The sequence below is a fragment of the Pseudonocardia sediminis genome, from assembly GCF_004217185.1.
Taxonomy (GTDB): Bacteria; Actinomycetota; Actinomycetes; order Mycobacteriales; family Pseudonocardiaceae; genus Pseudonocardia; species Pseudonocardia sediminis.
In genome coordinates this window covers 1,557,847-1,579,468 of sequence record NZ_SHKL01000001.1, presented here as the reverse complement: position 1 = coordinate 1,579,468, position 21,622 = coordinate 1,557,847, and the positions used below count along the sequence as shown (strand labels likewise).

Here is a 21,622-nt window from a genome sequence, read left to right as displayed (position 1 = left end):
TCCTCCCACCGTCGTCGGCGGGGCCCCGGTATTCGCCGGGCCACCGCGTGTCAAGTTCTCCGACCGGGTGACCCGCGCCCGGGGTCAGGCCTGCTGTGCCAGCCGCTCGAGCAGCCGGGTGTGCACCGCGGCCGGAAGGAACTCGGTGATGTCGCCGCCGCCGCGGGCGACCTCCTTGACCAGCGAGCTGGACACGTAGACCTGACCGGGCGCCCCGGCCAGGAACAACGTCTCGACGCCGGTCAGGTGCCTGTTCATGTGCGCCATCGGCAGCTCGTAGTCGTAGTCGGTGGCGCCGCGCAGTCCCTTGACCAGCGCCGTCGCACCGCGCTCGCGGCAGTAGTCCACGACCAGGCCGGAGAACGCCTCGACCCGCACACCGGGCAGGTCCGAGGTGATCTCGGTGAGCATCTCGACCCGCTCGTCGGTCTCGAACAGCCCCTGCTTGCGCGGGTTGACCAGGATGGCCACGAAGACCTCGTCGAACAACGCCGCGGCCCGGCGGATCACGTCGAGGTGTCCGATGGTCGGCGGGTCGTAGGAGCCGGGGCACACCGCGCGCCGCACGTCGGACATGTCGCGCAACCTATCAGCCGGTGATCACCGGCCGGGGTGGTGCGCCACGTGCAGGACGGTGTCGCCGTAGCGGCGCTCGCGGACGCCCTCGATCGCGTCCGGCCAGGGGAAGGGGTCCTTCGAGCGGGCACGTTCGACGACGACGACGGCCCCGTCCGCCAGCCATCCCCCGGCCGCGGCGTCGGCGAGCCAGCCGGCGACCTCGGCGTCGGGTACGGCGTAGGGCGGGTCGACCAGGACGACGTCGAACGCCTGCTCCGACGGCCGGCCCAGCACCGTCCCGGCCTGCCCGGCCACCACCCGTCCCCCCAGACCGACCTCGGCGACGTTGCGCCGCAGTACCAGCGCGGCCCGGCGGTCGGACTCGACGAACACCGCGTCCGCCGCGCCGCGCGAGAGCGCCTCCAGCCCGAGCGCGCCGGAGCCCGCGCACACGTCGAGCACGACGGCCCCGTCCAGGCCGGGGTCGTGCTCCAGCGCGCTGAACAGGGCCTCACGCACCCGGTCCGACGTCGGCCGGGTCCCGGACGGCGGGACGGACAGCCTCCGCCCGCCCGCCCGCCCGGCGATGAGCCGCGTCACTCCAGCTCGACCAGCAGGTCCCCGCCCTCGACCTGCTGGACCCCGCCGATGGCCAGGCGGGACACGGTGCCCGAGCGGTGCGCGGTGATCGAGGCCTCCATCTTCATCGCCTCGATGGTCGCGACGGTCTGGCCGGCCTCGACCTTCGCGCCCTCGTCGACCTGCAGCGTGACGACGCCGGCGAACGGTGCCGCGACGTGGGAGTCGTTGCCCTTGTCCGCCTTCTCCGCGGCCTTGACGTCGGTCGCGACCGACTGGTCGCGCACCGACACCGGGCGCAGCTGCCCGTTCAGCGTGGTGAGCAGTGTGCGGTAGCCGCGCTCGTCGGGCTCGGAGACGGCCTCCAGCTCGATCAGCAGCGAGACGCCCTGCCCGAGGCGCACGGTGTGCTCGAGGTCCTCCTCCAGGCCGTAGAAGAAGTCCTTGGTCGAGAGCACCGAGGTGTCGCCGTAGAGCTCACGGTGGGTCTGGAAGTCGCTGGTCGGGCCGGGGAACAGCAGCCGGTTCAGGGTCCCGCGACGGTCGTCGCGCAGCCCGCGCCGGTCGTCGATGCTCAGCACCGCCGACTCCTTCTCCGGCGAGCGGCCCTCCAGCGCGCGGGTCCGGAACGGCTCCGGCCAGCCCGCCGGCGGGTCGCCGAGCTCGCCGCGCAGGAACCCGATCACCGAGTCCGGCACGTCGAAGCTCGCCGGGTCCTTCTCGAAGTCCGCGGCGTCCACGCCGGCGCCCACCAGGTGCAGCGCGAGGTCACCGACGACCTTCGACGACGGCGTCACCTTCACCAGACGGCCCAGCATCCGGTCCGCGGCGGCGTAGCAGTCCTCGATGAGCTCGAACCGGTCCCCGAGCCCCAGCGCGATCGCCTGCTGGCGCAGGTTCGACAGCTGCCCGCCGGGGATCTCGTGGTGGTAGACCCGCCCGGTCGGGCTCGCGAGCCCGGACTCGAAGGGCCGGTAGACCTTCCGCACGGCCTCCCAGTAGGGCTCCATGTCGCCGACGGCGGTCAGCGACAGCCCGGTGGCCCGCTCGGTGTGGTCGGTCGCGGCGACGAGCGCCGAGAGCGAGGGCTGGCTGGTGGTGCCGGCCATCGAGGCGACGGCGCCGTCGACGGCGTCCACCCCGGCGTCGATCGCGGCGATCAGCGTCGCGAGCTGGCCCCCGGCGGTGTCGTGGGTGTGCAGGTGCACCGGCAGGTCGAAGCGGTCACGCAGCGCGGTGACCAGCGTCCTCGCCGCCGGCGGGCGGAGCAGCCCGGCCATGTCCTTGATCGCCAGGACGTGCGCCCCGGCGTCGACGATCTGCTCGGCCAGGCGCAGGTAGTAGTCGAGGGTGTAGAGGTCCTCGGCCGGGTCGGACAGGTCGGCGGTGTAGCAGAGCGCGACCTCGGCCAGCGCCGTCCCGGTCTCGCGGACGGCGTCGATCGCGGGGCGCATCTGGGAGATGTCGTTGAGCGCGTCGAAGATCCGGAAGATGTCCATCCCGGTCTGCGCGGCCTCGGCGACGAACGCGTCGGTCACCTCGGTCGGGTACGGCGTGTAGCCGACGGTGTTGCGCCCACGCAGCAGCATCTGCGTGCAGATGTTCGGCGCGGCCTCGCGGATCGCGGCCAGGCGCTCCCACGGGTCCTCGGCCAGGAACCGCAGCGCGACGTCGTAGGTCGCGCCGCCCCAGCACTCCAGCGAGAGCAGCTGCGGCATCGACCGGGCCACGTGCGGGGCGACGGCCAGGATGTCGCGGGTCCGCACCCGGGTGGCCAGCAGCGACTGGTGCGCGTCACGGAACGTGGTGTCGGTGACGGCGACGGCGGTCTGCTCGCGCAGCCGCGCCGCGAACTTCTCCGGTCCCAGCTCGCGCAGCAGCTGCGCCGACCCGGACGGGGCCTCGGTGTCGAGGTCGATCCCGGGCAGCTTGTCGACCGGCTCGACGACCTCGGGGCGCTCGCCGTTGGGCTTGTTCACCGTGGTCTCGGCCAGGTAGTGCAGGATCCGCGACCCGCGGTCGGCCGACGGGCGGGCCTTGAGCAGCTCGGGGCGCTCCTCGATGAAGCTCGTCGTCACGCGTCCGGCCTGGAAGTCCGGGTCCTCCAGCACCGCGGCCAGGAACGGCAGGTTCGTCGCGACGCCGCGGATCCGGAACTCCGCGATCGCGCGCCGCGCCCGGCGGGCGGCGTTGGCGAAGTCGTGGCCGTTGCAGGTCAGCTTGACCAGCATCGAGTCGAAGTGCGCGCTCACCTCGGCGCCGACGTGCACGGTGCCACCGTCCAGGCGCACCCCGGGACCGCCCGGCGAGCGGTAGGCCGAGAGCGTGCCGACGTCGGGGCGGAACTCGTTCGACGGGTCCTCGGTGGTGATCCGGGTCTGCATCGCCGCACCGGTGCAGGTGATGTCCTCCTGCTCCAGGCGCAGCTCCGGCAGCGTCATGCCGGACGCGATCCGCAGCTGGGCGATCACCAGGTCGCGGTCGGTCACCTGCTCGGTGACGGTGTGCTCGACCTGGATCCGCGGGTTCATCTCGATGAAGTGGTGCTGCCCGCGCTCGTCGAGCAGGAACTCCACGGTCCCGGCGTTCACGTAGCCGATCTCCTTGGCGAAGTTCACCGCGTCGGTGCAGATCCGCTCGCGGATCTCCGGGTCCAGGTTCGGCGCCGGCGCGATCTCGATGACCTTCTGGTGGCGGCGCTGCACCGAGCAGTCCCGCTCGTAGAGGTGCGCGACGTTGCCCTGCGCGTCGGCGAGGATCTGGACCTCGATGTGCCGCGGGTTCACCACGGCCTGCTCCAGGAACACCGTCGGGTCGCCGAAGGCCGACTCGGCCTCCCGCATCGCGGCCTCCATCGCGTCCTTGAGCTCGTCGCGCTCGAAGACCCGCCGCATGCCGCGCCCGCCACCACCGGCGACGGCCTTGACGAACACTGGGAAGTCGATGTCCTGCGCGGCGCGTAGCAGCTCGTCGACGTCGTCGGAGGGGTCGCTCGACTCCAGCACCGGCACCCCGGCCGCCCGTGCGGCCGCGACCGCGCGGAACTTGTTGCCGGTCAGGTGCAGCACCTCGGTCGGCGGGCCGACGAACGTGATGCCCGCCTCCGCGCACGCCCGGGCCAGGTCCGGGTTCTCCGACATGAAGCCGTAGCCCGGGTAGACGGCGTCCGCGCCGGCTTTCTTGGCCGCGCGGATGACCTCGTCGACCGAGAGGTACGCGCGGACCGGGTGCCCGGGCTCGCCGATCTGGTACGACTCGTCGGCCTTCGCCCGGTGCAACGAGTTGCGGTCCTCGTACGGGAACACCGCGACCGTGGAGACCCCCAGCTCGAACGCGGCCCGGAACGCCCGGATCGCGATCTCCCCCCGGTTGGCCACCAGCACCTTGCGGAACATCGCACTCCTCGGATCATCGACACCTTGCGCCGCACGCGCCGGCCCGTGGTCCCGGGGCCGTCGGCGGACGCGTGATCGTTGCACGTGCGCCCATGCGCGGACCACATCTGAGCCCGAACACCCGTCCGGCCCGCACCGCCGGGCCGCGTTCTCCGGTAACAAGGAGAGATGACACGGACCCGCACCCGTCGTCCGGCCGACCGCCGCGCCCACGGGCATCTGCACGGCCACGGTCACGCCTCCGGCGCCGGCGGCATCGGTGTGCGGGAGACGTACCGCGCGGGGCGGTACGACCGGAGACGGGAGCGACGGATGCGACGACGTCACGGACGCCACGGCAGCGTGCTCCCGTTCGTCCTCGGAGCGTTCATCGCGGCCGCGTTCGTCGGAGGGGTCATCGTGTACGCAGTGATCAAACTGATCCCGTACCTGGTGCTCGCGGCCGTCCTGCTCGGGGTGTTCGTGCTGCTCAAGCGCTCGTTCCGCTCATGCAGCGTCGACGCCGGGCCCGCCGCCGCGTCCGTCCCCGCTCCCGAGTCCGGCCTGCAGGCGTGGCAGCGGGCGAAGGCGGAGTTCGACGCCCTGCGCGTCGAGTACACCGCGCACGAGTGCGACCCGATGCAGGTGCTGCGCCGTCCGGCCCTGTCCGACGTGTCCGTGCCCAGCACCGCGCGGTTCGTCGACGCGTTCGCCGAGGCGCAGTCGCTCGACACCGACGCCCACCCCGGTGCTCCCTACGACGCCGCGTTCACCGTCGCCGTCGCCAAGGCCCGGCGTGCCTGGCAGGCGGCCCTCGACGCCGCCGACCGGATCCGTCTGTCGAACGTGCCGACCCACGAGCGCGGATCGATCGAGCGTGTGCTCAAGCTGCTCACCACCGCCCGCGACTCCGACTCCGAGCACGAACGCCTCGCCGCCTACGCCCGCGCCCGCTCCGAGCTGGACCGCCTCGACCGCGCCGGCATCGTGCACCTGCCCCGCACCGCCCGCGCCGCCGTCGACGAGGCCTCCCGGGGCGCCCTCCCCGGCTGAGCGCCACCCACCCGAACACCTTGCCCGCGGGCGCCCGGATCGAAGTCTGACGACCGGCACATTCGTCGGAACCTTTGCGACGAGCGTGCCGTTCGCCGAACCGGGGACGGGGCGGGGCGGGGCTTGCGGCTTCCCGCCCGGGCAGCGAGCGGCACTGCTGTCGCAATCTTTGCGACGGGCGTGCCGGTCGCTGGAGCGGCGGGGCCGGGGGCAGGCCCGGGGGTCAGGCCTTGTCGAGGTACGCGGCGCGTTCCTCGTCGCCGACGGTCTCGCCGACCAGGGCGGCCAGGCCGGGGTGGTCGGCGAGGGTCGGGTCGCGGTCGACCAGGTCCTTCGCGTAGACCTGCGCCTTGGCGATCACGTCGCCGTGGCGCAGCAGGGAGAGCAGGCGCAGGCCCGAGCGCGCTCCGGACTGGACGGCGCCGAGCACGTCGCCCTCCCGGCGCAGCTCCAGGTCCAGACGGGCCAGCTCGAAGCCGTCCGTGGTGCCGGCGACGGCGTCGAGGCGTTCGCGGGCGGTGGTGGCCGCGGGCATCTCGGTGACCAGCAGGCACACCCCGGGCGCCGAGCCCCGCCCGACGCGTCCGCGCAGCTGGTGCAGCTGGGACAGGCCGAACCGGTCGGCGTCGAGCAGCACCATCGCGGTCGCGTTCGGGACGTCCACGCCGACCTCGATGACGGTCGTCGCGACCAGCACGTCGAGCTCGCCGCGCTCGAAGGACCGCATCACGGCGTCCTTCTCGTCGGGGTGCAGCTTGCCGTGCAGGATCCCGACCCGCAGGCCGGCCAGCTCGCCCTCGATCAGGCGGGGGGCCACGTCCATCACGGCCAGCGGCGGGCGCTTGGCGTCGGAGTCGGAGCCGGCGCCCTCGTCGGGGTCGTCGTGGTCGACCAGGTCGGCGTCCGGGTCGCCCTTGCCGCCCGGCTTCGCGTCCTCTCCCCCGACCCGCGGGCACACGATGTAGCACTGGTGCCCGGCCGCGACCTCCTCGCGCACCCGCTGCCAGATCCGGCCGAACCACGTCGGGTGCTCGGCGAGCGGCACCACCGACGTCGAGATCGGCGAACGTCCGCCCGGCAGGCCGCGCAACGAGGAGATCTCCAGGTCGCCGTAGACGGTCATCGCGACGGTCCGCGGGATCGGCGTCGCCGTCATCACGAGCATGTGCGGGGCCAGCTCGCCGCGCCCGCGCAGGGCGTCACGCTGCTCGACGCCGAAGCGGTGCTGCTCGTCGACCACGACCAGGCCCAGGTCGGCGAACCCGACGGTGTCCTGGATCAGCGCGTGCGTGCCGACCACGATCCCGGCCGCACCGGACTGCGCGTCGAGCAGCGCCTGGCGCTTGGCCTTCGCCCCGAGCGATCCGGTGACCAGCGTGACCGCCGTCGACTGCTCGGCCGCACCGAGCTCACCGGCCCGCCCGAGCGGGCCGAGCATCGCCTTCAGCGACCGGGCGTGCTGGGCGGCGAGGACCTCGGTCGGGGCGAGCATCGCGGCCTGCCGGCCGGAGTCGAGCACCTGCAGCATCGCCCGGAGCGCGACGATCGTCTTGCCCGCGCCGACGTCGCCCTGCACGAGCCGGTTCATCGGGTGCTCGAGCCCCAGGTCCTCGGCGACCTCGGCCCCGACCTCGTGCTGGCCGTCGGTCAGGGCGAACGGCAGGTTCGCGTCGAACGCGTCGAGCAACCCACCGGGATGGGGCGGGCAGGCCGGCGCCGGGCGCGAGACGGCGGCGTGGCGGCGCAGCGCCAGCGCCAGCTGCACGCCCATCGCCTCGTCCCAGACCAGGCGGTTGCGCGCGGCGAAGATGTCGGCCTCGACCTCGGGGACGTGGATCCGGCGCAGTGCCCGGCCCAGCTCGGGGAGCTTCTCCCGCTCCCGCAGCGACTCCGGCAACGGGTCGGTGGGGTCGTCGAGCAGCTCCAGAACCTGACGGGCGCAGCGCGCGATGTCCTGCGACTGGATCTTCCCGGTGGCCGGGTACATGGACAGGAAGGGGCGCACCTCGTCGGAGGGGTCGAGCTCCTCGAACTGCGGGTGCGTGAGCTGCAGGCGCCCGTTGAAGATGCCGACCTTGCCGGCGAACACCGCCCGCATGCCCTGGTGGACGGTGTGCTGGACCTTCTGCCCGTTGAAGAACGTGCAGTCGAGCTGGGCACCCCTCTCGTCCCGGATCACGACCTGCAGCATCTGCCCGCGACGCTGGCGCATCGAGCGCAGCGTCGTCTTCTCGACCTGCGCCACCAGGGTCGCGTGCTCGCCGAGGACGAGCCCCGCGATGTCGGTCAGCCGGCCGCGGTCGACGTAGCGGCGCGGGTAGTGCCGCACCAGGTCGCCCACCGTGTGGATGTCCAGCGACCCGGACAACGCGTCCGCCGCCCTCTTCCCGACCAACCCGAGCAGCCGCGTGTCCATGTCGATGGCCCCGGCCGTCGCACGGTCGCCGCTCACCACGTCCCCCTCACCACGTCCGTCCCCGTCATTCGACCCCCATCACCAGCGGGAGGTCCTGCTGCCCGCCGCGATGCACGACCACGTCCACCTCGGGATGGGTGCGACGCAGGTCCTCGGCCAGCGACGCCCCGAGCTCGTCCGGCACGGACGCGCCCAGCAACGCCGTCACCAGTTCACCACCCGGGGTCAGCATGCGGTGAGCCAACCACAGGGCACCGACAGAAAGGTCCGGCGCGATCAGCACCACCTCGCCGTCGGACACCCCCAGCACGTCGCCGGGCTGGCACGGTCCGGCCCAGGTCAGCGCCTCGGTCTCGGAGATCATCAGCGAGCCGGTGCGGGTCCCGGCCGCGGCCTCGGCCATCGCGACGACGTCGTCGCCGGCGCGCCGGTCGGGGTCGTGCACGGCCAGCGCGGACAGCCCCTGCAGCACCGACACGCTCGGCACGACGACCACCTCGACGCCCTCGACGAGCCCCACCGCCTCCTCCGCGGCGGCGCGGCGGTCCCCGTCGCAGGGCAGGACGGCGACGTGGGCGGCGCGGGTCGCGGCGATCGCGTCGGCGACGGAGCGGGCGTCGAGCCCCGGGGCGGGCCGGAGCACGTCGCCCCCGGCGGACCGGGCCAGCTCCGCGGCACCGTCGCTCTCGATCAGGAGGAGGACGGCACGGGCGCGGGGAGCGGACGTCGCGGCTCCCGTCGACGCGACGGCGGTCGTCCGTCCGGCGGCGGCACGGTCCGTGGCGGGAGCGCCGCCGGAGGGGAGCGCCCGCCCGACGGTGACGACGTGCTCGGTGCCCGGTGCCTGGTCCGCGAAGCGCAGCACCCGGATCCCGGACGGGCGCCCGGCCCGGATCCCGGCCTCGACCGCGGCCCCGATGTCGGTGCAGTGCACGTGCACGTTCCAGGTCCCGGACCCGTCCGGGAGACCGTCCCCGACCAGCGCGACCGAGTCCCCGAGACCGTCCAGCTCCTCGCGCAGCGCGGCGACCCGGGCGGAGTCGGAGCCCTCGAGCAGATACATCACCTCGTAGTCGTGCTCGTCGGAGCCGGACTCGCGCTCGGTCGTCCAGGACACCGGCTCGTCGTCCGCCCCCGGAACCGGCCCGGCCCCCGGCCCCGGCAGCACCCGGCGCGCGGCGCCGAGCACCTCGGCCAGCGAGTCCAGGATCAGCACCAGGCCCATCCCACCGGCGTCCACCACGCGGGCCTTCGCGAGCTCCGGCAGCTGGCCGGTCGTGGCCTCCAGCGCCTCCCCGGCCGCCCGTGACGCGACGGCCGCCGTCTCCGCGAGCGGGGTCCCCTCGGGCAGCGCGGTGGCCGCGGCGGCCGCCGCCTCCAGGACCGTGAGGATCGTGCCCTGACGGGGACGGTGCACCGCCGCGCGGGCCAGGGTGGCCGAGCGCCGCAGGGCCGAGGCGAACAACGCCCCGCCCGCGGCGGACGCGGCCCGGCGGTCCGGGGTCGTCCGCGCCGCCAGCTCGTCGCTGATCCCGCGCAGGAGCTGGGTGAGGATCAGCCCGGAGTTGCCGCGCGCCCCGCGCAGCGCGCCGCGGGCCAGGGCCGCCGCCGTCGCCGGGGTGTCGGAGCCGTCCGCGGCGCCGGCCGGTCCAAGATCCGGGGCCGCGGCACCGGAGGCCACCCCGTCGGCCGGGACGACGTCCGCCTGCGCGTCGCCGGAGGTCCCCCGGCCGTCGGTGGTGGGCGGGCGGGCCGGATCCAGTGCCCGCAGCGCGGCCTGCACCGTGAGCAGCATGTTCGATCCGGTGTCGCCGTCGGGGACCGGGAACACGTTGATCCGGTCGATCTCCGCCCGGTGCCGTGACAGGCTGCGGGTCGCCGCGTCGATCCAGCGGCGCAGCAGCTCGGAGTCGAACGACGGGGCCACGGGCGTCGAGCCTAGGTCACCGCCGCCCTCACCCGGGCCGGGGCGCCGCCGCCGACCCGCCTGCGGTCGCGGGACCGGGATCGTTAGACTGGGAGGCCGAGCCCCGGCATCGCCGGGCTTGGTCTCGAGCAACACCTGACCAGATCGTCAATCAGAGGAGTGTCCGACGTGGCTGCCGTCTGCGACGTCTGTGGCAAGGGTCCGGGCTTCGGCATGTCCGTCTCGCACTCGCACCGCCGCACGAACCGTCGCTGGAACCCGAACATCCAGACCGTTCGCGCCAGCCTGAACGGTGGGAACCGCAAGCGTCTCAACGCCTGCACCTCCTGCCTCAAGGCGGGCAAGGTCGTCCGCACCTGAGCGGGCCGCCCGGCAGTGCCGGGTGTACGACGAAGGGCGGTCCCGGCGGGACCGCCCTTTCTCGTGTCCGGACCCGGCGACGGGCCGGGCGTCGGACGGGCAGGGCGTCCGACGGGTTCAGGAGAACAGCGACATCCACACCGGGCGCGGCCCGCGGACGGTCAGCGAGCCCATCCCGACCTTGCCGGTGAACACGATGTGCGGCGACGACCCGGGGGCCGAGGCCGGGACCTTCGACTTCACGGTCCCCCACGAGCCACGCACGCCGTCGATGTCGGCGGTGGCGCCGTGCGGCAGCACCACGGTCGCCGAGCCCATGCCCAGCGAGACCTCCACGTCCACCCGGGCCGGCACCGACCGGGCGGTCGACAGGTCCAGGTGGATCGAGCCCATGTGCGTGGTCAGCATCATCGCGGCCGGCACCTGCCAGTCGCCCTCGCGCTTGACGGTGCCCATCTCGGTACGCAGGTGCAGCCGATCGGCCGGAGGGCGGCCGTGCGGGACGGCCGGGACGCCGGCGGGCGCCGGACCGGCCCCGGGCAGGTCGGCCAGCGGTGGCCGGAGCTGGGCGAACGTCTTGGCCGCGTAGACGACGTCGAGCCGTTCCTCCAGCTCGACGAGCGTGATGCGACCTTCACCGAGAGCCGTGTGCAGCCGCTGCGCGGCGACCTCCCGGTCGGCGTCGGATATGCGCAGCTCCCCCGGATCACCCACCGGGCCAGCCTACCGACGCGTCCTCGTCACGTCACCGATCCGTGACGCGGACAGGACTTCCCGGCGTCGAGGTCTCAGGGCAGCTTCCAGTCGACGGGGTCGCCGCCGATCTCCTCCAGCAGGTCGTTCGCCCGGGAGAACGGGCGGGACCCGAAGAAGCCGCGGTCGGCCGACATCGGGCTCGGGTGCGCCGACTCGACGATCGGCACGTCGACGAGCAGCGGAACCAGGTTGCGGGCGTCGCGGCCCCACAGGATCGCCACCATCGGGTCGGCGTCGCGCTCGACCAGTGCGCGGATGGCCTGCTCGGTGACCGCCTCCCAGCCCTTGTCGCGGTGCGAGCCGGGCGTGCCGGGCTCGACGGTCAGGCACCTGTTGAGCAGCAGCACGCCCTGCTCGGTCCACGGCGTCAGGTCACCGGTGGACGGCGCCGGGTGCCCGAGGTCCTCGGAGTACTCGCGGAAGATGTTGGACAGCGAGCGCGGGATCGGCTTCGCCTCCGGCGCCACCGAGAACGACAGCCCGACCGCGTGGCCCGGCGTCGGGTACGGGTCCTGGCCCATGATCAGGACGCGGACCTCGTCGAACGGCTGCTGGAACGCCCGCAGGACGTTCGCGCCCGCCGGCAGGTAGCGACGCCCCGCCGCGATCTCCTCGCGCAGGAACTCGCCCATCTGCGCCACGACCGGGGCGACCGGCTCCAGCGCCTGCGCCCACCCGGCCTCGACGATCTCGTTCAACGGCTTCGCCATCAGTTCTCCAGAATTCGTGCGCGTCGTGCGGGCTCCACGCTCAGGTCAGTCTCCGCAGTTCCGCACGGAACCGCTTGCCTCGTGCGACGTAGGACTCGACGGCGTACCGCCAGCGGTCCTCCGGTACCTCGTACCCCTCCCGCACCCGAGCCGGGACGCCGAGCGCCATCCGGTACGGCGGGACGACCGCGTTCGGCGAGACGACCGCACCCGCGGCGACGATCGCGCCCTCGCCGATCTCGGAGCCGTTGAGCACCACCGAGCCGGACGAGATCAGCACGCGGTTCCCGACGGTGGACGCCTCGATGTGGACGTTGTGCCCGACCGTCACCTCGTCGCCGATGATCGTCGCCTGGCGCAGCGTGGTGTGGATGATCGACCCGTCCTGGATGCTGGTGCGGGCGCCGATCTCGATCCGGCCGTCGTCGCCGCGCAGCACCGCCGTCGGCCAGACCGACGACTCCGCACCGAGGGTGACGTTGCCGATCACCACGGCGTCGGGATGCACGTAGGCATCCGGGTGTATGTCGGGTTCGACGTCACCGAGCGCGTACAGAGGCACACGCAGACCCTACGAAACCGGTTCCCCGGCCGCCCGGCGGGTGGCCCTCCCCGACCGCGGCACGCCGGTGTCAGGTCCGGTCGGGGTCGGTGGTGGTCGTGCGGTCGGCCGCGTCGCGCTCGTCCCTCTCGACCTGGGCGGTCAGGTCGTCGACGATCAGGCGGGACCGGTCGAGGGTGCCGCTGCGGTAGGCCGAGCGCCCGACGATCTGCGAGATCACCGGCGCGGTGACGACCTGGAACAGCACCACCAGCAGCAGTGTCACCGCGCTCTCGGGGCTCACCCGGAACGCGGTGCCGAGCAGGATCAGCAGCAGTCCGAGCGTCTGCGGTTTCGTCGCGGCCTGCAGCCGGGCGGGCAGGTCCGGCAGCCGTACCAGCCCGAGCGCCCCGAGCAGGCAGAACGCCGCACCGGCGAGCATCAGCACGGCGCACGCCACGTCGCGGATCTGTTCCCAGCTCACGAGGCCTCCCCCGTGGTCGTCACGAGCCTCATCGGTGCCGCTCCCAGCGTTCGAGCAGGCGGGCCGCGGTGGCGGTGCCGACCAGTACGATCAGCGACACCGCGACGAGCAGCGGGATGTTCGACCCGTCCTGGTAGAAGGCCACGTAGACCGCCGCCGACGCCACGATCAGCACGACGAACACGTCCAGCGCCGCCACCCGGTCCAGGGTGCTCGGGCCACGGAAGATCCGCATCAGGGTCAGGCCGGCGGCGACCGTCAGCATGATCAGGACGAGGGAGAACACGACGTTCACGACGGCTCCTCCGTCCTCTCCGACAGCGGGTGCGCCGGTACGTCGGCACGGCTGCCGGCCACCTCGTCGGGATGGCCGAACGCCGCGATCACCCGGCGCTGGAGCGTGAGCACCTGCTCCCGGACCCGCTCGACGTCGGCCTCCGAGGTCACGCCGAGCGCGTAGACGTACCAGACCCCGCGCCGCCGGTCGATCTGCAGCACGAAGCTGCCCGGCGCGAGCGACAGCGTGCCGGCGACCATCGTCGCGACCCGCCCGGACCGCGTCAGCATCGGCACGGCGATGATCCCGGCCCGGGCCCGGGGGCCGTGCCGGACCGTCTCCCAGCCGACCGAGAACCCGGACCGCACGAGGTCCACCAGCAGGAACCCGACCAGGCGCAGCAGCGGCCAGGGCCGGACCGGGAGCCGGTCGAGCAGCGGCATCGGGAACATCACCGTGACGGCGACCGCCACGATCAGCCCACCCAGAATGATCTTCGGCGAGAACACGCCCCAGAGCGCGACCCACACCAGGGTCAGGCCGAGGACCTGCGGCAGCCGCCGGACGAAGGGGCTGTTCATCGGCCCACCCCCGGCTCCCCGGCCCCCGGCGCTCCGACGCCGAGCACGGCGTCGACGTAGGGGGTGCGCCCGATCAGGTCGTCCCCCGCGCGGGTGGTGACCTCGGTCAGCGGTCCCGCCGCGACCGCGATCAGCACGCTGACCGCGATCAGCCCGGCGCTGGCGACGAACATCGGTGCCGACGTGCGCGCCGTCCCGACGACGAGCTCGTCGAACGGGTCAGGGTCCGGCAGCGGTTCCTTGGGCTTGCCCCAGAACACCCTGACCCAGACCCGCGCCATCGCGTAGAGCGTCAGCAGGCTGGCGACGATCACGACTCCGGCCACCACCGACCCCGCGACGCCCGCCCCGGCGCCGGCCTCGAGCAGCGCCAGCTTCGCCACGAACCCCGACGTCGGCGGGATCCCGGCCAGCGTCAGCGCCGGTATCGCGAACAGCACGGCCAGCCCGGGCGAGAGCTTGACCAGCCCACCCATCGCGTCGATCGACACGGTCCCGGTTCTTCGCGTGATCAGACCGCTGACCAGGAACAGCGTCGCCTGCACGGTGATGTGATGCACGACGTAGAGGGCCGTGCCCGCTACCCCGCGCACGTCGAACACGGCCAGCCCGAACAGCATGAAGCCGATGTGGCTGACCAGCAGGAACGACAACAACCGGTTCAGGTCGTTCTGCGCCAGCGCACCCAGCGCGCCGACGATCATCGTCAGGGCCGCGATCGACAGCAGCAGGATCGACGGCCGGTCGTGCGGGAAGATCAGCGTCTGGGTCCGCAGCAGCGCGTAGATGCCGACCTTGGTCAGCAGGCCCGCGAACAGCGCGGTGACCGGTGCGGGCGCGTTCGGATAGCTGTCGGGCAGCCAGAAGTGCAGCGGCACGATCGCCGCCTTGATCCCGAACACCACCACGGCCATCAGGCTCAGCACCGTGGCCAGCTCGGGCGGCAGCTGCCCGATCCGACCGGCCAGGTCGGCCATGTTGACCGTGCCGGTCGAGGCGTAGACCAGCGCGATCGTGGTCAGGAACAGCAGCGACGAGGCCAGGCTGACGATCACGTACGTCATCCCGGACCGCACCCGGGCGGCGTCGGTGCGCCGGGTGATCAGCACGTAGGACGCGGCCAGCATGATCTCGAACGCGACGAACAGGCTGAACAGGTCGCCGGTCAGGTACGCCATCGACACACCGGTCGAGAGCATCAGGAAGATGGGGTGGAACGTCGTCGACGGCGTCTCCCGGCCGTAGTCGGAGATCCGCTGGTCGATCGCGTAGACCAGGACCGCGAGGGTCACCAGCGTCGAGATCAGCAGCAACAGGGCCGAGAGCCGGTCGGCCACCAGGACGACACCGATCGGCGCCGGCCACCCCCCGAGCTCGGTGACGACCGGACCGTTCCGGTCCGCGGCGACCAGCAGCACCGCCGCGATCGCGGTGACCAGCGTGAGCACCGCGATGCCGATCACCCGCTGCAGGCGTGCGGAGCGGGAGGCGATCACCGACAGCGCCGCGCCCAGGATCGGCAGCAGGATCGCGATCGCGGGCAGGGCGATCAGGAACGAGGCGGCGGTCATCGGGTCGTCCCGCCCGGCCGGCCGTCGACGTCCCGCGAGTTGGCCGGGTCCGGACGCGGTCCCGGCACGGGGCCCGCACCGACCGAGGCCGGGGTGTCGGGCTCGGCGTCGTCGGGCTCGTCGGAGGCCGCGGCCGAACCGGGGTCGCCGTCGGCGTCGGAGTCGCCGCCCGCCGCGTCCTCGCCCATCGACCCGTCCGGACGGTCGCGCAGCGCGATGCGGCGGTCCTCGATGTCGTCCTGGACCTCGTCGTGCCCGGTGAGCACCCACGACCGGTAGCCCAGCGCGAGCAGGTAGGTGGTGAGCGCGAACGTGATCACGATCGCGGTCAGGGCGAGGGCCTGCGGCAACGGGTCGGTGAACTCCTCGGGCGCCGCGACGCCCAGCACCGGCGCCCGCCCGGGCGGTCCGCCGGCCAGCTGCAGCAGCAGGTTCGCACCGTGCCCGAGCACGACGATCCCGATCAGGATCCGCATCAGGGAGCGCTGGAGCAGCAGGAAGAACCCCACCGAGTACAGGACGGCCAGGACGAGCGCCATGGCCAGGTTGATGCTGCTCACGGCCGCATCACCGGATGCTCCACGTCCTCCGGGTCGTCGCCGGCGTCCCGTGCGTCGCGCTCGATACCGCTGCCCAGCGAGCGCAGCAGGTCCAGCACCACGCCGATGATCAGCAGGTAGACCCCGATGTCCAGGGCGAGGCTCGACACGAGGTCGACCTCACCGATCACCGGCAGCACGAACGTCGCCTTGGCGCTGGCCAGCACGGGCGCCCCGAACAGGACCGGGATCAGCGCGGCGAGCACCGCCAGCGTGAGCCCGAGGCCCACCAGCATCGGCGGCCGCACCTTGATCCGGGCGCCGATCTCGGCACCGTCGGCACCTCCACCGGCGATGTAGCGCAGCACGAACGCCAGGCCCGCGGTCAGGCCGCCGGCGAACCCGCCGCCGGGGCCGTAGTGCCCCACGATCAGCAGGTACACCGAGAACACCAGCACGATCGGGAACAGCACCCGCGCGGCCGTCTCCAGCAGCAGCGTGCGGCGGGCACCGACCGGGCACTCGCCCGGCAGCGACCACTGTTCGGCCGGGGTGTCCCACTCGGCGAACGGAACCGGTTCGCTCGTGGGGCGATCGTCGATCGTCATCCCGCCACCTCCCTCTCGTGCTCCGGTGATCCGGAACCGCTGTCGAGGTCGCCGCGGCGGTTCCGGCGGTCGAACCGGGTGGCCAGCACCAGGCTCGCCGTGCCCGCCGCGGCCACCAGCAGCACGCTGATCTCGCCGACGGTGTCCAGCGCGCGGAAGTCGACCAGGATCGCGGCGATCACGTTGTCCGACCCCGTGCCCTCACGGGACTGTGCGATGTACTCGGCGCTGGCGGTGGCCGGGGCGGTCCGGGCGCCGCCGAGGAGCACCGCGGTCAGCGCGACCATGATCCCCGCGGTGCCCGCGACGACCGCCTTGGTCACCGTGGCCCGCCGCGTCGGCCGCGCGGTGCGCACGGAGTCGAAGTGTGCGGGCAGCCGCCGGAGGACGAACACGAACGCGACCAGCGTCAGCGTCTCGACCAGGAACTGCGCCAGCGCCAGGTCCGGCCCGCCGTCGACGATGAACAGCCCGCCGATGCCGTAGCCGATGGCCCCGACCAGCAGGACCGCGGTGAACCGGCGGCGCGCGCGGAGCAGGCCCAGCGCGCAGAGGATCACCGCGGCGCCGAGGGGCAGCTGCAGGACGGTGTCGATCAGGCGCGGCATCGGCGGCAGCAGGCCGTCGATCAGCGCCCGCACCATCGCGACGCCGGGCAGGGCCAGCATCGTGATCAGCACCGACCCCAGATAGACCGGGAGCGAACCGGCCTGCAGGCGACCGGTGACGAACGTGGCCAGGCGCTCCAGCCCGCTCACCACGTGCTCGTAGCCGCGTTGCGCGGAGAACGGGGTCGCGAACCGCGTCGACGTCGTCGCGACCATGGGGTTCCACCGGTGCAGGGCCAGACCGCCGAGGATCGCCAGCGCGGAGAACAGCAGCGGCAGCCCGAGGCCGTGCCACAGGGCCAGGTGGTAGTCCTCGGCGACCGGGTCCCCGACCTCGGGGTACGCCGCCGCGTAGGCGGCGGCCGGTGCGTCGGGGAAGCCGTACAACACACCGAGCGCGACTCCGGCGATCGCGCAGATCCAGGCCGGCACGGTCAGCCCGGCCGCGGGCGCGGAGGACTCGGTCGGCTCGAGGCCGGGCTTGGTGGCGAACGCGCCCCAGAAGAAGCGGACGGTGTAGGCGACGGTGAGCATCGACCCGGCGAGCAGCCCGAGCGCGACGATCCAGCCACGCAGGTCGGCGTCGTGCAGGAACGCCTCGAACGCGGCCTCCTTGCCGACGAAGCCGAGCATCGGTGGCAGGCCCGCCATCGACGCCCCGGCGAGCCCGGCGATCCACGCCAGCGCCGGCCGGCGCTTCCCGAGCCCGGACAGCTCGTCGATGCGCCGGGTCCCGGTGATCTTGTCGATCGCGCCGACGACCATGAACAGCGGCGCCTTGAACAGGCCGTGCGCCAGCAGCATGCCCATGCCGGCGAACGCGGCGATCCGCCCGCCCGCACCGAAGAGCACCATCAGGAAGCCGAGCTGGCTGACCGTGCCGAAGGCGAGCAGCCGCTTGAGGTCGGGCTCGGTGAGCGCGCGCCAGCCGCCGAGCAGCATCGTGGCCAGTCCGAGGACGACGACCGGGACCCACCACTCCGGACGGACGGCGAACGCCGGCGACAGCCGCGCGACCAGCACGACGCCGGCCTTCACCATCGACGCCGCGTGCAGGTAGGCGCTGACCGGTGTCGGGGCGGCCATCGCCGCCGGGAGCCAGGGGTGGAACGGCAGCTGCGCGGACTTGGTGAGTGCGCCGAGCAGGATCAGCACGATCCCGGCCGTCGCGGCGGCCCCGCCCGGGGGCGCGGCGACGATCTCGGAGATCACGTACGTGCCGGCGGCGTGGCCCAGCAGCACGATCCCGAGCAGCATCGCCAGCCCGCCGAACACCGTCACCAGCAGGGCCTGGACGGCGGCGCGCCGGTTCGCCCGGTGCAGCCCACCCTGCCCGACCAGCAGGAACGATGCGATCGTCGTCAGCTCCCAGAACACGTACAGCGTGAGCAGGTCGTCGGCCAGGACCAGGCCGAGCATGAAGCCCGCGAAGGCGAGCAGCAGCGTCGCCGTGCGTGGTGCGTCGCGGCTGCCGGAGCCGAAGTAGCGGGCGCTGTAGGCCAGGATGAGCGCGCCGAGCCCGCTGACCAGCACGACCATCTCCAGGCCGAGCGCGTCCAGGCGCAGGCTCAGCGACAGGCCGAGCTGTGGAACCCACTCGATCCGTTCGGAGACACCCGGGCCGAGCGCGGCCTCGTAGTTCGCGAGCGCCCAGACCAGCGTGATCGCGGGCAGGACCGCGGCGACGCCGAACGCGAGGGCCCGGCTGCGGCGCGCCACCATCGGTAGCGCACCGGCCACCACGAGGTGGGCGAGCACGAGCACGAGCACGGTTGGAAGCTCCTAGCGGCGCGGCCCGGGGAGGCAAACACGCGTCGTCGACGGGGCGATCCGGCGGGGAAGGACCGGAGATCTGGCGGGTCTGTGTAGATCCTATCGACCGGCACCGACACAACGCCCGTCCGCGAGGTGGTACTCACCATCGAACGGCTGCGCGACTACGCCAGGTTCTTCGCGAAACAGCGCGAGCGGGGGTCGTCACGGTGGTACCCGAACGTCCCGATCGGAGTGTAGCCGGAGCTGGCGTAGAGCGCGACGGCGTCGGGCTGCTCGGTCCCGGTCTCGAGCACCATCCGGCGCCGCCCGGCCGCGAGCGCCGTGCGTTCGAGCTCGGCGAGCACCGCCCGGGCGTGCCCCTTGCCCCGGACGTCGGGCACGACATACATCCGCTTGATCTCGGCGTCGCCCTCGCGGACGACGTCGTCGGCCGGTTCGGGGTCAAGAGCCCGCCAGGCTCCGGACGCGACCGCGCGATCGCCGTCGTAGCCGACCAGGTAGACCCCGCGCGGCGCCTCGAACTGCTCGGACAGCAGCGACGTCAGGTCCCCGTCGCCGTAGATCCGCCGGTAGTAGCTCTGCACCTCGTCGTTCAGGGCCACGGCGTCGGGGTGGTCCAGGCCGGCGATGCGCAGCTCGATCACGCCGACCACCGTAGGCGGGACGGTCCGACCCGCGCCGCCGGATCCGCCGTGACGCCGGACTCGGTGCTCACCAGGTGACCGGCAGCTCCCGCAGCCCGCCGGTGAACAGGTCCGAGCGGAGGCCGAGCTCGGTCCGGGGGCGGGCGAGACGCAGTCCGGGGAACCGTGCGGGCAGCGCGCGGAACACCTCGGTCAGCTCGATCCGGGCCAGCCCCGCCCCGATGCAGAAGTGCGGCCCGTGCCCGAAGGCCAGGTGTCCCCCGGCGTCGTCGCGGTCGATGTCGAAGCGCTCGGGGTCGTCGAAGCGGTCCGGGTCGCGGTTCGCCGCGGCCGGGGCGAGCAGCACCGCGTCCCCCGCCACGATCCGGACGCCGCCGACCTCCACGTCCGCGCTATGCGACACCATCTCCTGATGGATGCTGTCAGGCTCGTGTCCGACGCCGCGCAGTCTTTGACGATCAGACCGCGCGACGGCAGGTGGGCTCATCTCAGCCTCTGTGTCCTCGACGCGGTGTTCTCGATGGGTGCGCGCTACACGACGACGGTGAACACCTGCCGCCGGTACGCGGACTCCGCGAAGATGGTGCCGCTGCAGGACTCGACCTCGCCGGTCGTCATCGGCACCGACGCCGAACAGTCCCTGCGCAGCTTCGTCGCCGAGATGGATGCGGTCGGTACCGACACGTTCGCGGAGACCGTCCTGAAGAACCGGCAGCGCACCAGCCCCCGTGGCGGAATCCGCAAGGCACAAGCGGCGCTGGAGTACGCCGGTGCGCTCGTGGACGCCGGCGTCGAGCGCTATGCGGATCTGCCCGCCCTGTTCGCCGACAACACCCGTCTGGCTGCGCTGGAGGGTCGGCTGCGCGATGTCCCGGGAAACGGGAGCGGTGACGTCCGGCTCGGCTATCTCTGGATGCTGCTCGGCGACGACCACACCATCAAGCCGGACCGGATGGTCCTCCGATGGCTGGAGCGGGTTCTCGGCCGCACGGTCGGTACCGGCGAGGCACGCACGCTCCTCACTGATGCAGCCGTCGAGATCGGTCGCACCCCGTGGGAACTCGACCATGCCGTGTGGAACGCCGAGCGTGGCCACAGGCGTCGGGTCACCTCCGATCCGGTCGTGCGACGTCGTCATCGTGCGCACCAGGGCCGGTGGCGGGAAGAGATCCTCGGTGCCCCGGAAGGTCCGGCGAGACAGGAGGAGCGAGACGGCCGAGGGGCCGAACTCGTCGACAGCATGCTGCCCATCTCCCACGACGGGGTCTCCGCCGTGGATGCGGGCTGGAACCTCATGTCCGCCGCGGCCGTCGAGTACACACGCGCACGGGTCGAGGTGGTTCGGGAGGCGAAAGGTGTCGTCCAGGAGGACCGCCTCTGGCGCAATTTGCTGTCCAGCCAGCCACTGGCGTTCAGCCTCGTCGGGGAGCTGCGGGAACGGCCGGAATCCACGCTGAAGGTTCTGTCGACCATGACCGGGCAGAAGATCGTGGCGTTCGACCGGATCAATGCCGACGACGCCCCCTTCGAGCTCGACGGCCTGCAGGCCGAGTGGGCGCCGCGCCCCGCGACGCACACCGGTGACAAGAGCGCGGCTGACATCGCTGCCGCCGTCCGCACCTCCGACGGACGCCGACTGTTGATCACCGTCGAGGTGAAGTACACCGATGACTTCTCCAGAGATCGGTTGGAGAAGGCAGGCCGCGCGGATCGGTATGGGCCGCTGCTGGAGCGGCTCGGTCTCGCGGATGAAGAGGTCGAGGCATTGCATCTCGCCGGCGGGACACAGTTCCTGCGTTCCGTTCTGCTCACCGAATCGGTGCGCGCGAACGGCGAGTGCGACGACGTGCTGGCGGTGGTGCTCGGTCGAGCCGACGACGACCGTGCACGGAACGTCGTGCACACGGTTGACGCAGCCGTCCCGTCGGTAACCGTCGGATACTGGTCCATTACCGGATTGCTCGACGTTGCGGCAAAGCATCCCGATCTCTCGGACTGGGCGGAGTCCATGGCAGGTCGATACGTGCCCGATCCCGCTTGAGTTCACACGCCGCAGAGCTTCATGCCGCCCCATCCGACGTGCGTCACCCGACGAACAGCTGCGGCCGGCGGATCGACCGTCACGTTGTGGCCGGCAGGATCGCCTTTTCGTGAATCTCGGTGGGCTTGTAGAGGCCCGCGCCGATCGGGGGTCACGTTCTGGTCGAGCCGACCGCCGTTTCGTGACGCTCGCCGCGATCGTCGGCACTCAGGCGCTGCC

The 21,622-nt window shown here is 72.7% G+C and carries 19 protein-coding genes and 1 pseudogene; 3 read left to right on the top strand and 17 right to left on the bottom strand.

Annotated elements, in window-relative coordinates; all coding sequences use genetic code 11:
* Positions 1 to 84: 84 nt before the first annotated feature.
* The 3 genes from coaD to EV383_RS07530 are packed head-to-tail and all read right to left on the bottom strand — an operon-like array spanning position 85 to position 4,532.
* A complete protein-coding gene (coaD, locus tag EV383_RS07540; protein ID WP_242622957.1) occupies positions 85 to 576 on the bottom strand; it encodes a pantetheine-phosphate adenylyltransferase in 492 nt (163 codons plus the stop codon).
* Between the two features lie 24 nt (positions 577 to 600).
* Positions 601 to 1,158 (bottom strand): 16S rRNA (guanine(966)-N(2))-methyltransferase RsmD, encoded by a 558-nt coding sequence (gene rsmD / locus EV383_RS07535; protein WP_130289240.1) that lies wholly within the window; start codon positions 1,156 to 1,158, stop codon positions 601 to 603.
* Complete coding sequence (locus tag EV383_RS07530; protein ID WP_130289239.1) at positions 1,155 to 4,532, bottom strand: pyruvate carboxylase; 3,378 nt, start codon at positions 4,530 to 4,532, stop codon at positions 1,155 to 1,157. Before EV383_RS07530 ends, rsmD begins: the two co-directional genes overlap by 4 nt.
* A gap of 312 nt (positions 4,533 to 4,844) precedes the next feature.
* Between EV383_RS07530 and EV383_RS07525 the strand changes: the two genes are divergently transcribed.
* The gene (locus EV383_RS07525) at positions 4,845 to 5,564 is read left to right on the top strand and encodes a hypothetical protein (protein ID WP_130289238.1); all 720 of its coding nucleotides are present in this window, start codon (positions 4,845 to 4,847) and stop codon (positions 5,562 to 5,564) included.
* A 223-nt stretch (positions 5,565 to 5,787) separates the two neighbouring features.
* Here the strand turns inward: EV383_RS07525 and EV383_RS07520 are convergent, their stop codons facing one another.
* Together EV383_RS07520 and EV383_RS07515 are read right to left on the bottom strand one after the other, a co-directional pair.
* Positions 5,788 to 7,980: an ATP-dependent DNA helicase RecG gene (locus EV383_RS07520; protein ID WP_130294043.1), complete on the bottom strand. Its 2,193-nt coding sequence runs from the start codon at positions 7,978 to 7,980 to the stop codon at positions 5,788 to 5,790.
* Between the two features lie 64 nt (positions 7,981 to 8,044).
* Complete coding sequence (locus EV383_RS07515; protein ID WP_130289237.1) at positions 8,045 to 9,907, bottom strand: DAK2 domain-containing protein; 1,863 nt, start codon at positions 9,905 to 9,907, stop codon at positions 8,045 to 8,047.
* Between the two features lie 168 nt (positions 9,908 to 10,075).
* Here EV383_RS07515 and rpmB point away from each other — a divergent pair, with 168 nt between their 5' ends.
* On the top strand, positions 10,076 to 10,267 hold the full coding sequence (gene rpmB, locus EV383_RS07510) for a 50S ribosomal protein L28 (RefSeq protein WP_130289236.1): 192 nt from the start codon (positions 10,076 to 10,078) through the stop codon (positions 10,265 to 10,267).
* A gap of 117 nt (positions 10,268 to 10,384) precedes the next feature.
* On the opposite strand, the gene EV383_RS07505 is transcribed toward rpmB, so the two are convergent.
* The 12 genes and pseudogenes from EV383_RS07505 to EV383_RS32025 form a co-directional block, all read right to left on the bottom strand.
* Positions 10,385 to 10,981 (bottom strand): DUF1707 SHOCT-like domain-containing protein, encoded by a 597-nt coding sequence (locus EV383_RS07505; RefSeq protein WP_130289235.1) that lies wholly within the window; start codon positions 10,979 to 10,981, stop codon positions 10,385 to 10,387.
* Between the two features lie 74 nt (positions 10,982 to 11,055).
* On the bottom strand, positions 11,056 to 11,736 hold the full coding sequence (locus EV383_RS07500; protein WP_130289234.1) for a uracil-DNA glycosylase: 681 nt from the start codon (positions 11,734 to 11,736) through the stop codon (positions 11,056 to 11,058).
* 37 nt (positions 11,737 to 11,773) lie between these two features.
* The gene (locus tag EV383_RS07495) at positions 11,774 to 12,295 is read right to left on the bottom strand and encodes a gamma carbonic anhydrase family protein (protein ID WP_130289233.1); all 522 of its coding nucleotides are present in this window, start codon (positions 12,293 to 12,295) and stop codon (positions 11,774 to 11,776) included.
* A 70-nt stretch (positions 12,296 to 12,365) separates the two neighbouring features.
* Entirely contained in the window at positions 12,366 to 12,758 is a 393-nt protein-coding gene (mnhG, locus tag EV383_RS07490) for a monovalent cation/H(+) antiporter subunit G (RefSeq protein ID WP_130289232.1), read from the bottom strand.
* 28 nt (positions 12,759 to 12,786) lie between these two features.
* Positions 12,787 to 13,053, bottom strand: a complete 267-nt coding sequence (locus tag EV383_RS07485; protein WP_130289231.1) for an MrpF/PhaF family protein — start codon at positions 13,051 to 13,053, stop codon at positions 12,787 to 12,789.
* Positions 13,050 to 13,616, bottom strand: a complete 567-nt coding sequence (locus EV383_RS07480) for a Na+/H+ antiporter subunit E (RefSeq protein WP_130289230.1) — start codon at positions 13,614 to 13,616, stop codon at positions 13,050 to 13,052. Before EV383_RS07480 ends, EV383_RS07485 begins: the two co-directional genes overlap by 4 nt.
* Positions 13,613 to 15,187, bottom strand: coding sequence for a Na+/H+ antiporter subunit D (locus EV383_RS07475; RefSeq protein WP_242622956.1), 1,575 nt, complete (start codon positions 15,185 to 15,187; stop codon positions 13,613 to 13,615). Before EV383_RS07475 ends, EV383_RS07480 begins: the two co-directional genes overlap by 4 nt.
* Positions 15,188 to 15,291: 104 nt before the next feature.
* Positions 15,292 to 15,747: pseudogene (locus tag EV383_RS07470) on the bottom strand (Na(+)/H(+) antiporter subunit C); the annotation flags it as partial.
* A complete protein-coding gene (locus EV383_RS07465) occupies positions 15,744 to 16,334 on the bottom strand; it encodes an MnhB domain-containing protein (RefSeq protein ID WP_130289229.1) in 591 nt (196 codons plus the stop codon). The pseudogene EV383_RS07470 and the gene EV383_RS07465, both read right to left, overlap by 4 nt.
* On the bottom strand, positions 16,331 to 18,712 hold the full coding sequence (gene mbhE, locus EV383_RS07460) for a hydrogen gas-evolving membrane-bound hydrogenase subunit E (RefSeq protein WP_130289228.1): 2,382 nt from the start codon (positions 18,710 to 18,712) through the stop codon (positions 16,331 to 16,333). Before mbhE ends, EV383_RS07465 begins: the two co-directional genes overlap by 4 nt.
* A gap of 167 nt (positions 18,713 to 18,879) precedes the next feature.
* A complete protein-coding gene (locus EV383_RS07455) occupies positions 18,880 to 19,359 on the bottom strand; it encodes a GNAT family N-acetyltransferase (RefSeq protein WP_165438567.1) in 480 nt (159 codons plus the stop codon).
* Between the two features lie 70 nt (positions 19,360 to 19,429).
* Positions 19,430 to 19,768: a cytochrome P450 gene (locus EV383_RS32025; protein WP_242622955.1), complete on the bottom strand. Its 339-nt coding sequence runs from the start codon at positions 19,766 to 19,768 to the stop codon at positions 19,430 to 19,432.
* 24 nt (positions 19,769 to 19,792) lie between these two features.
* On the opposite strand from EV383_RS32025, the gene EV383_RS32020 reads away from it, so the two are divergent.
* Positions 19,793 to 21,403, top strand: a complete 1,611-nt coding sequence (locus EV383_RS32020) for a PGN_0703 family putative restriction endonuclease (RefSeq protein WP_242622954.1) — start codon at positions 19,793 to 19,795, stop codon at positions 21,401 to 21,403.
* Positions 21,404 to 21,622: the final 219 nt, after the last annotated feature.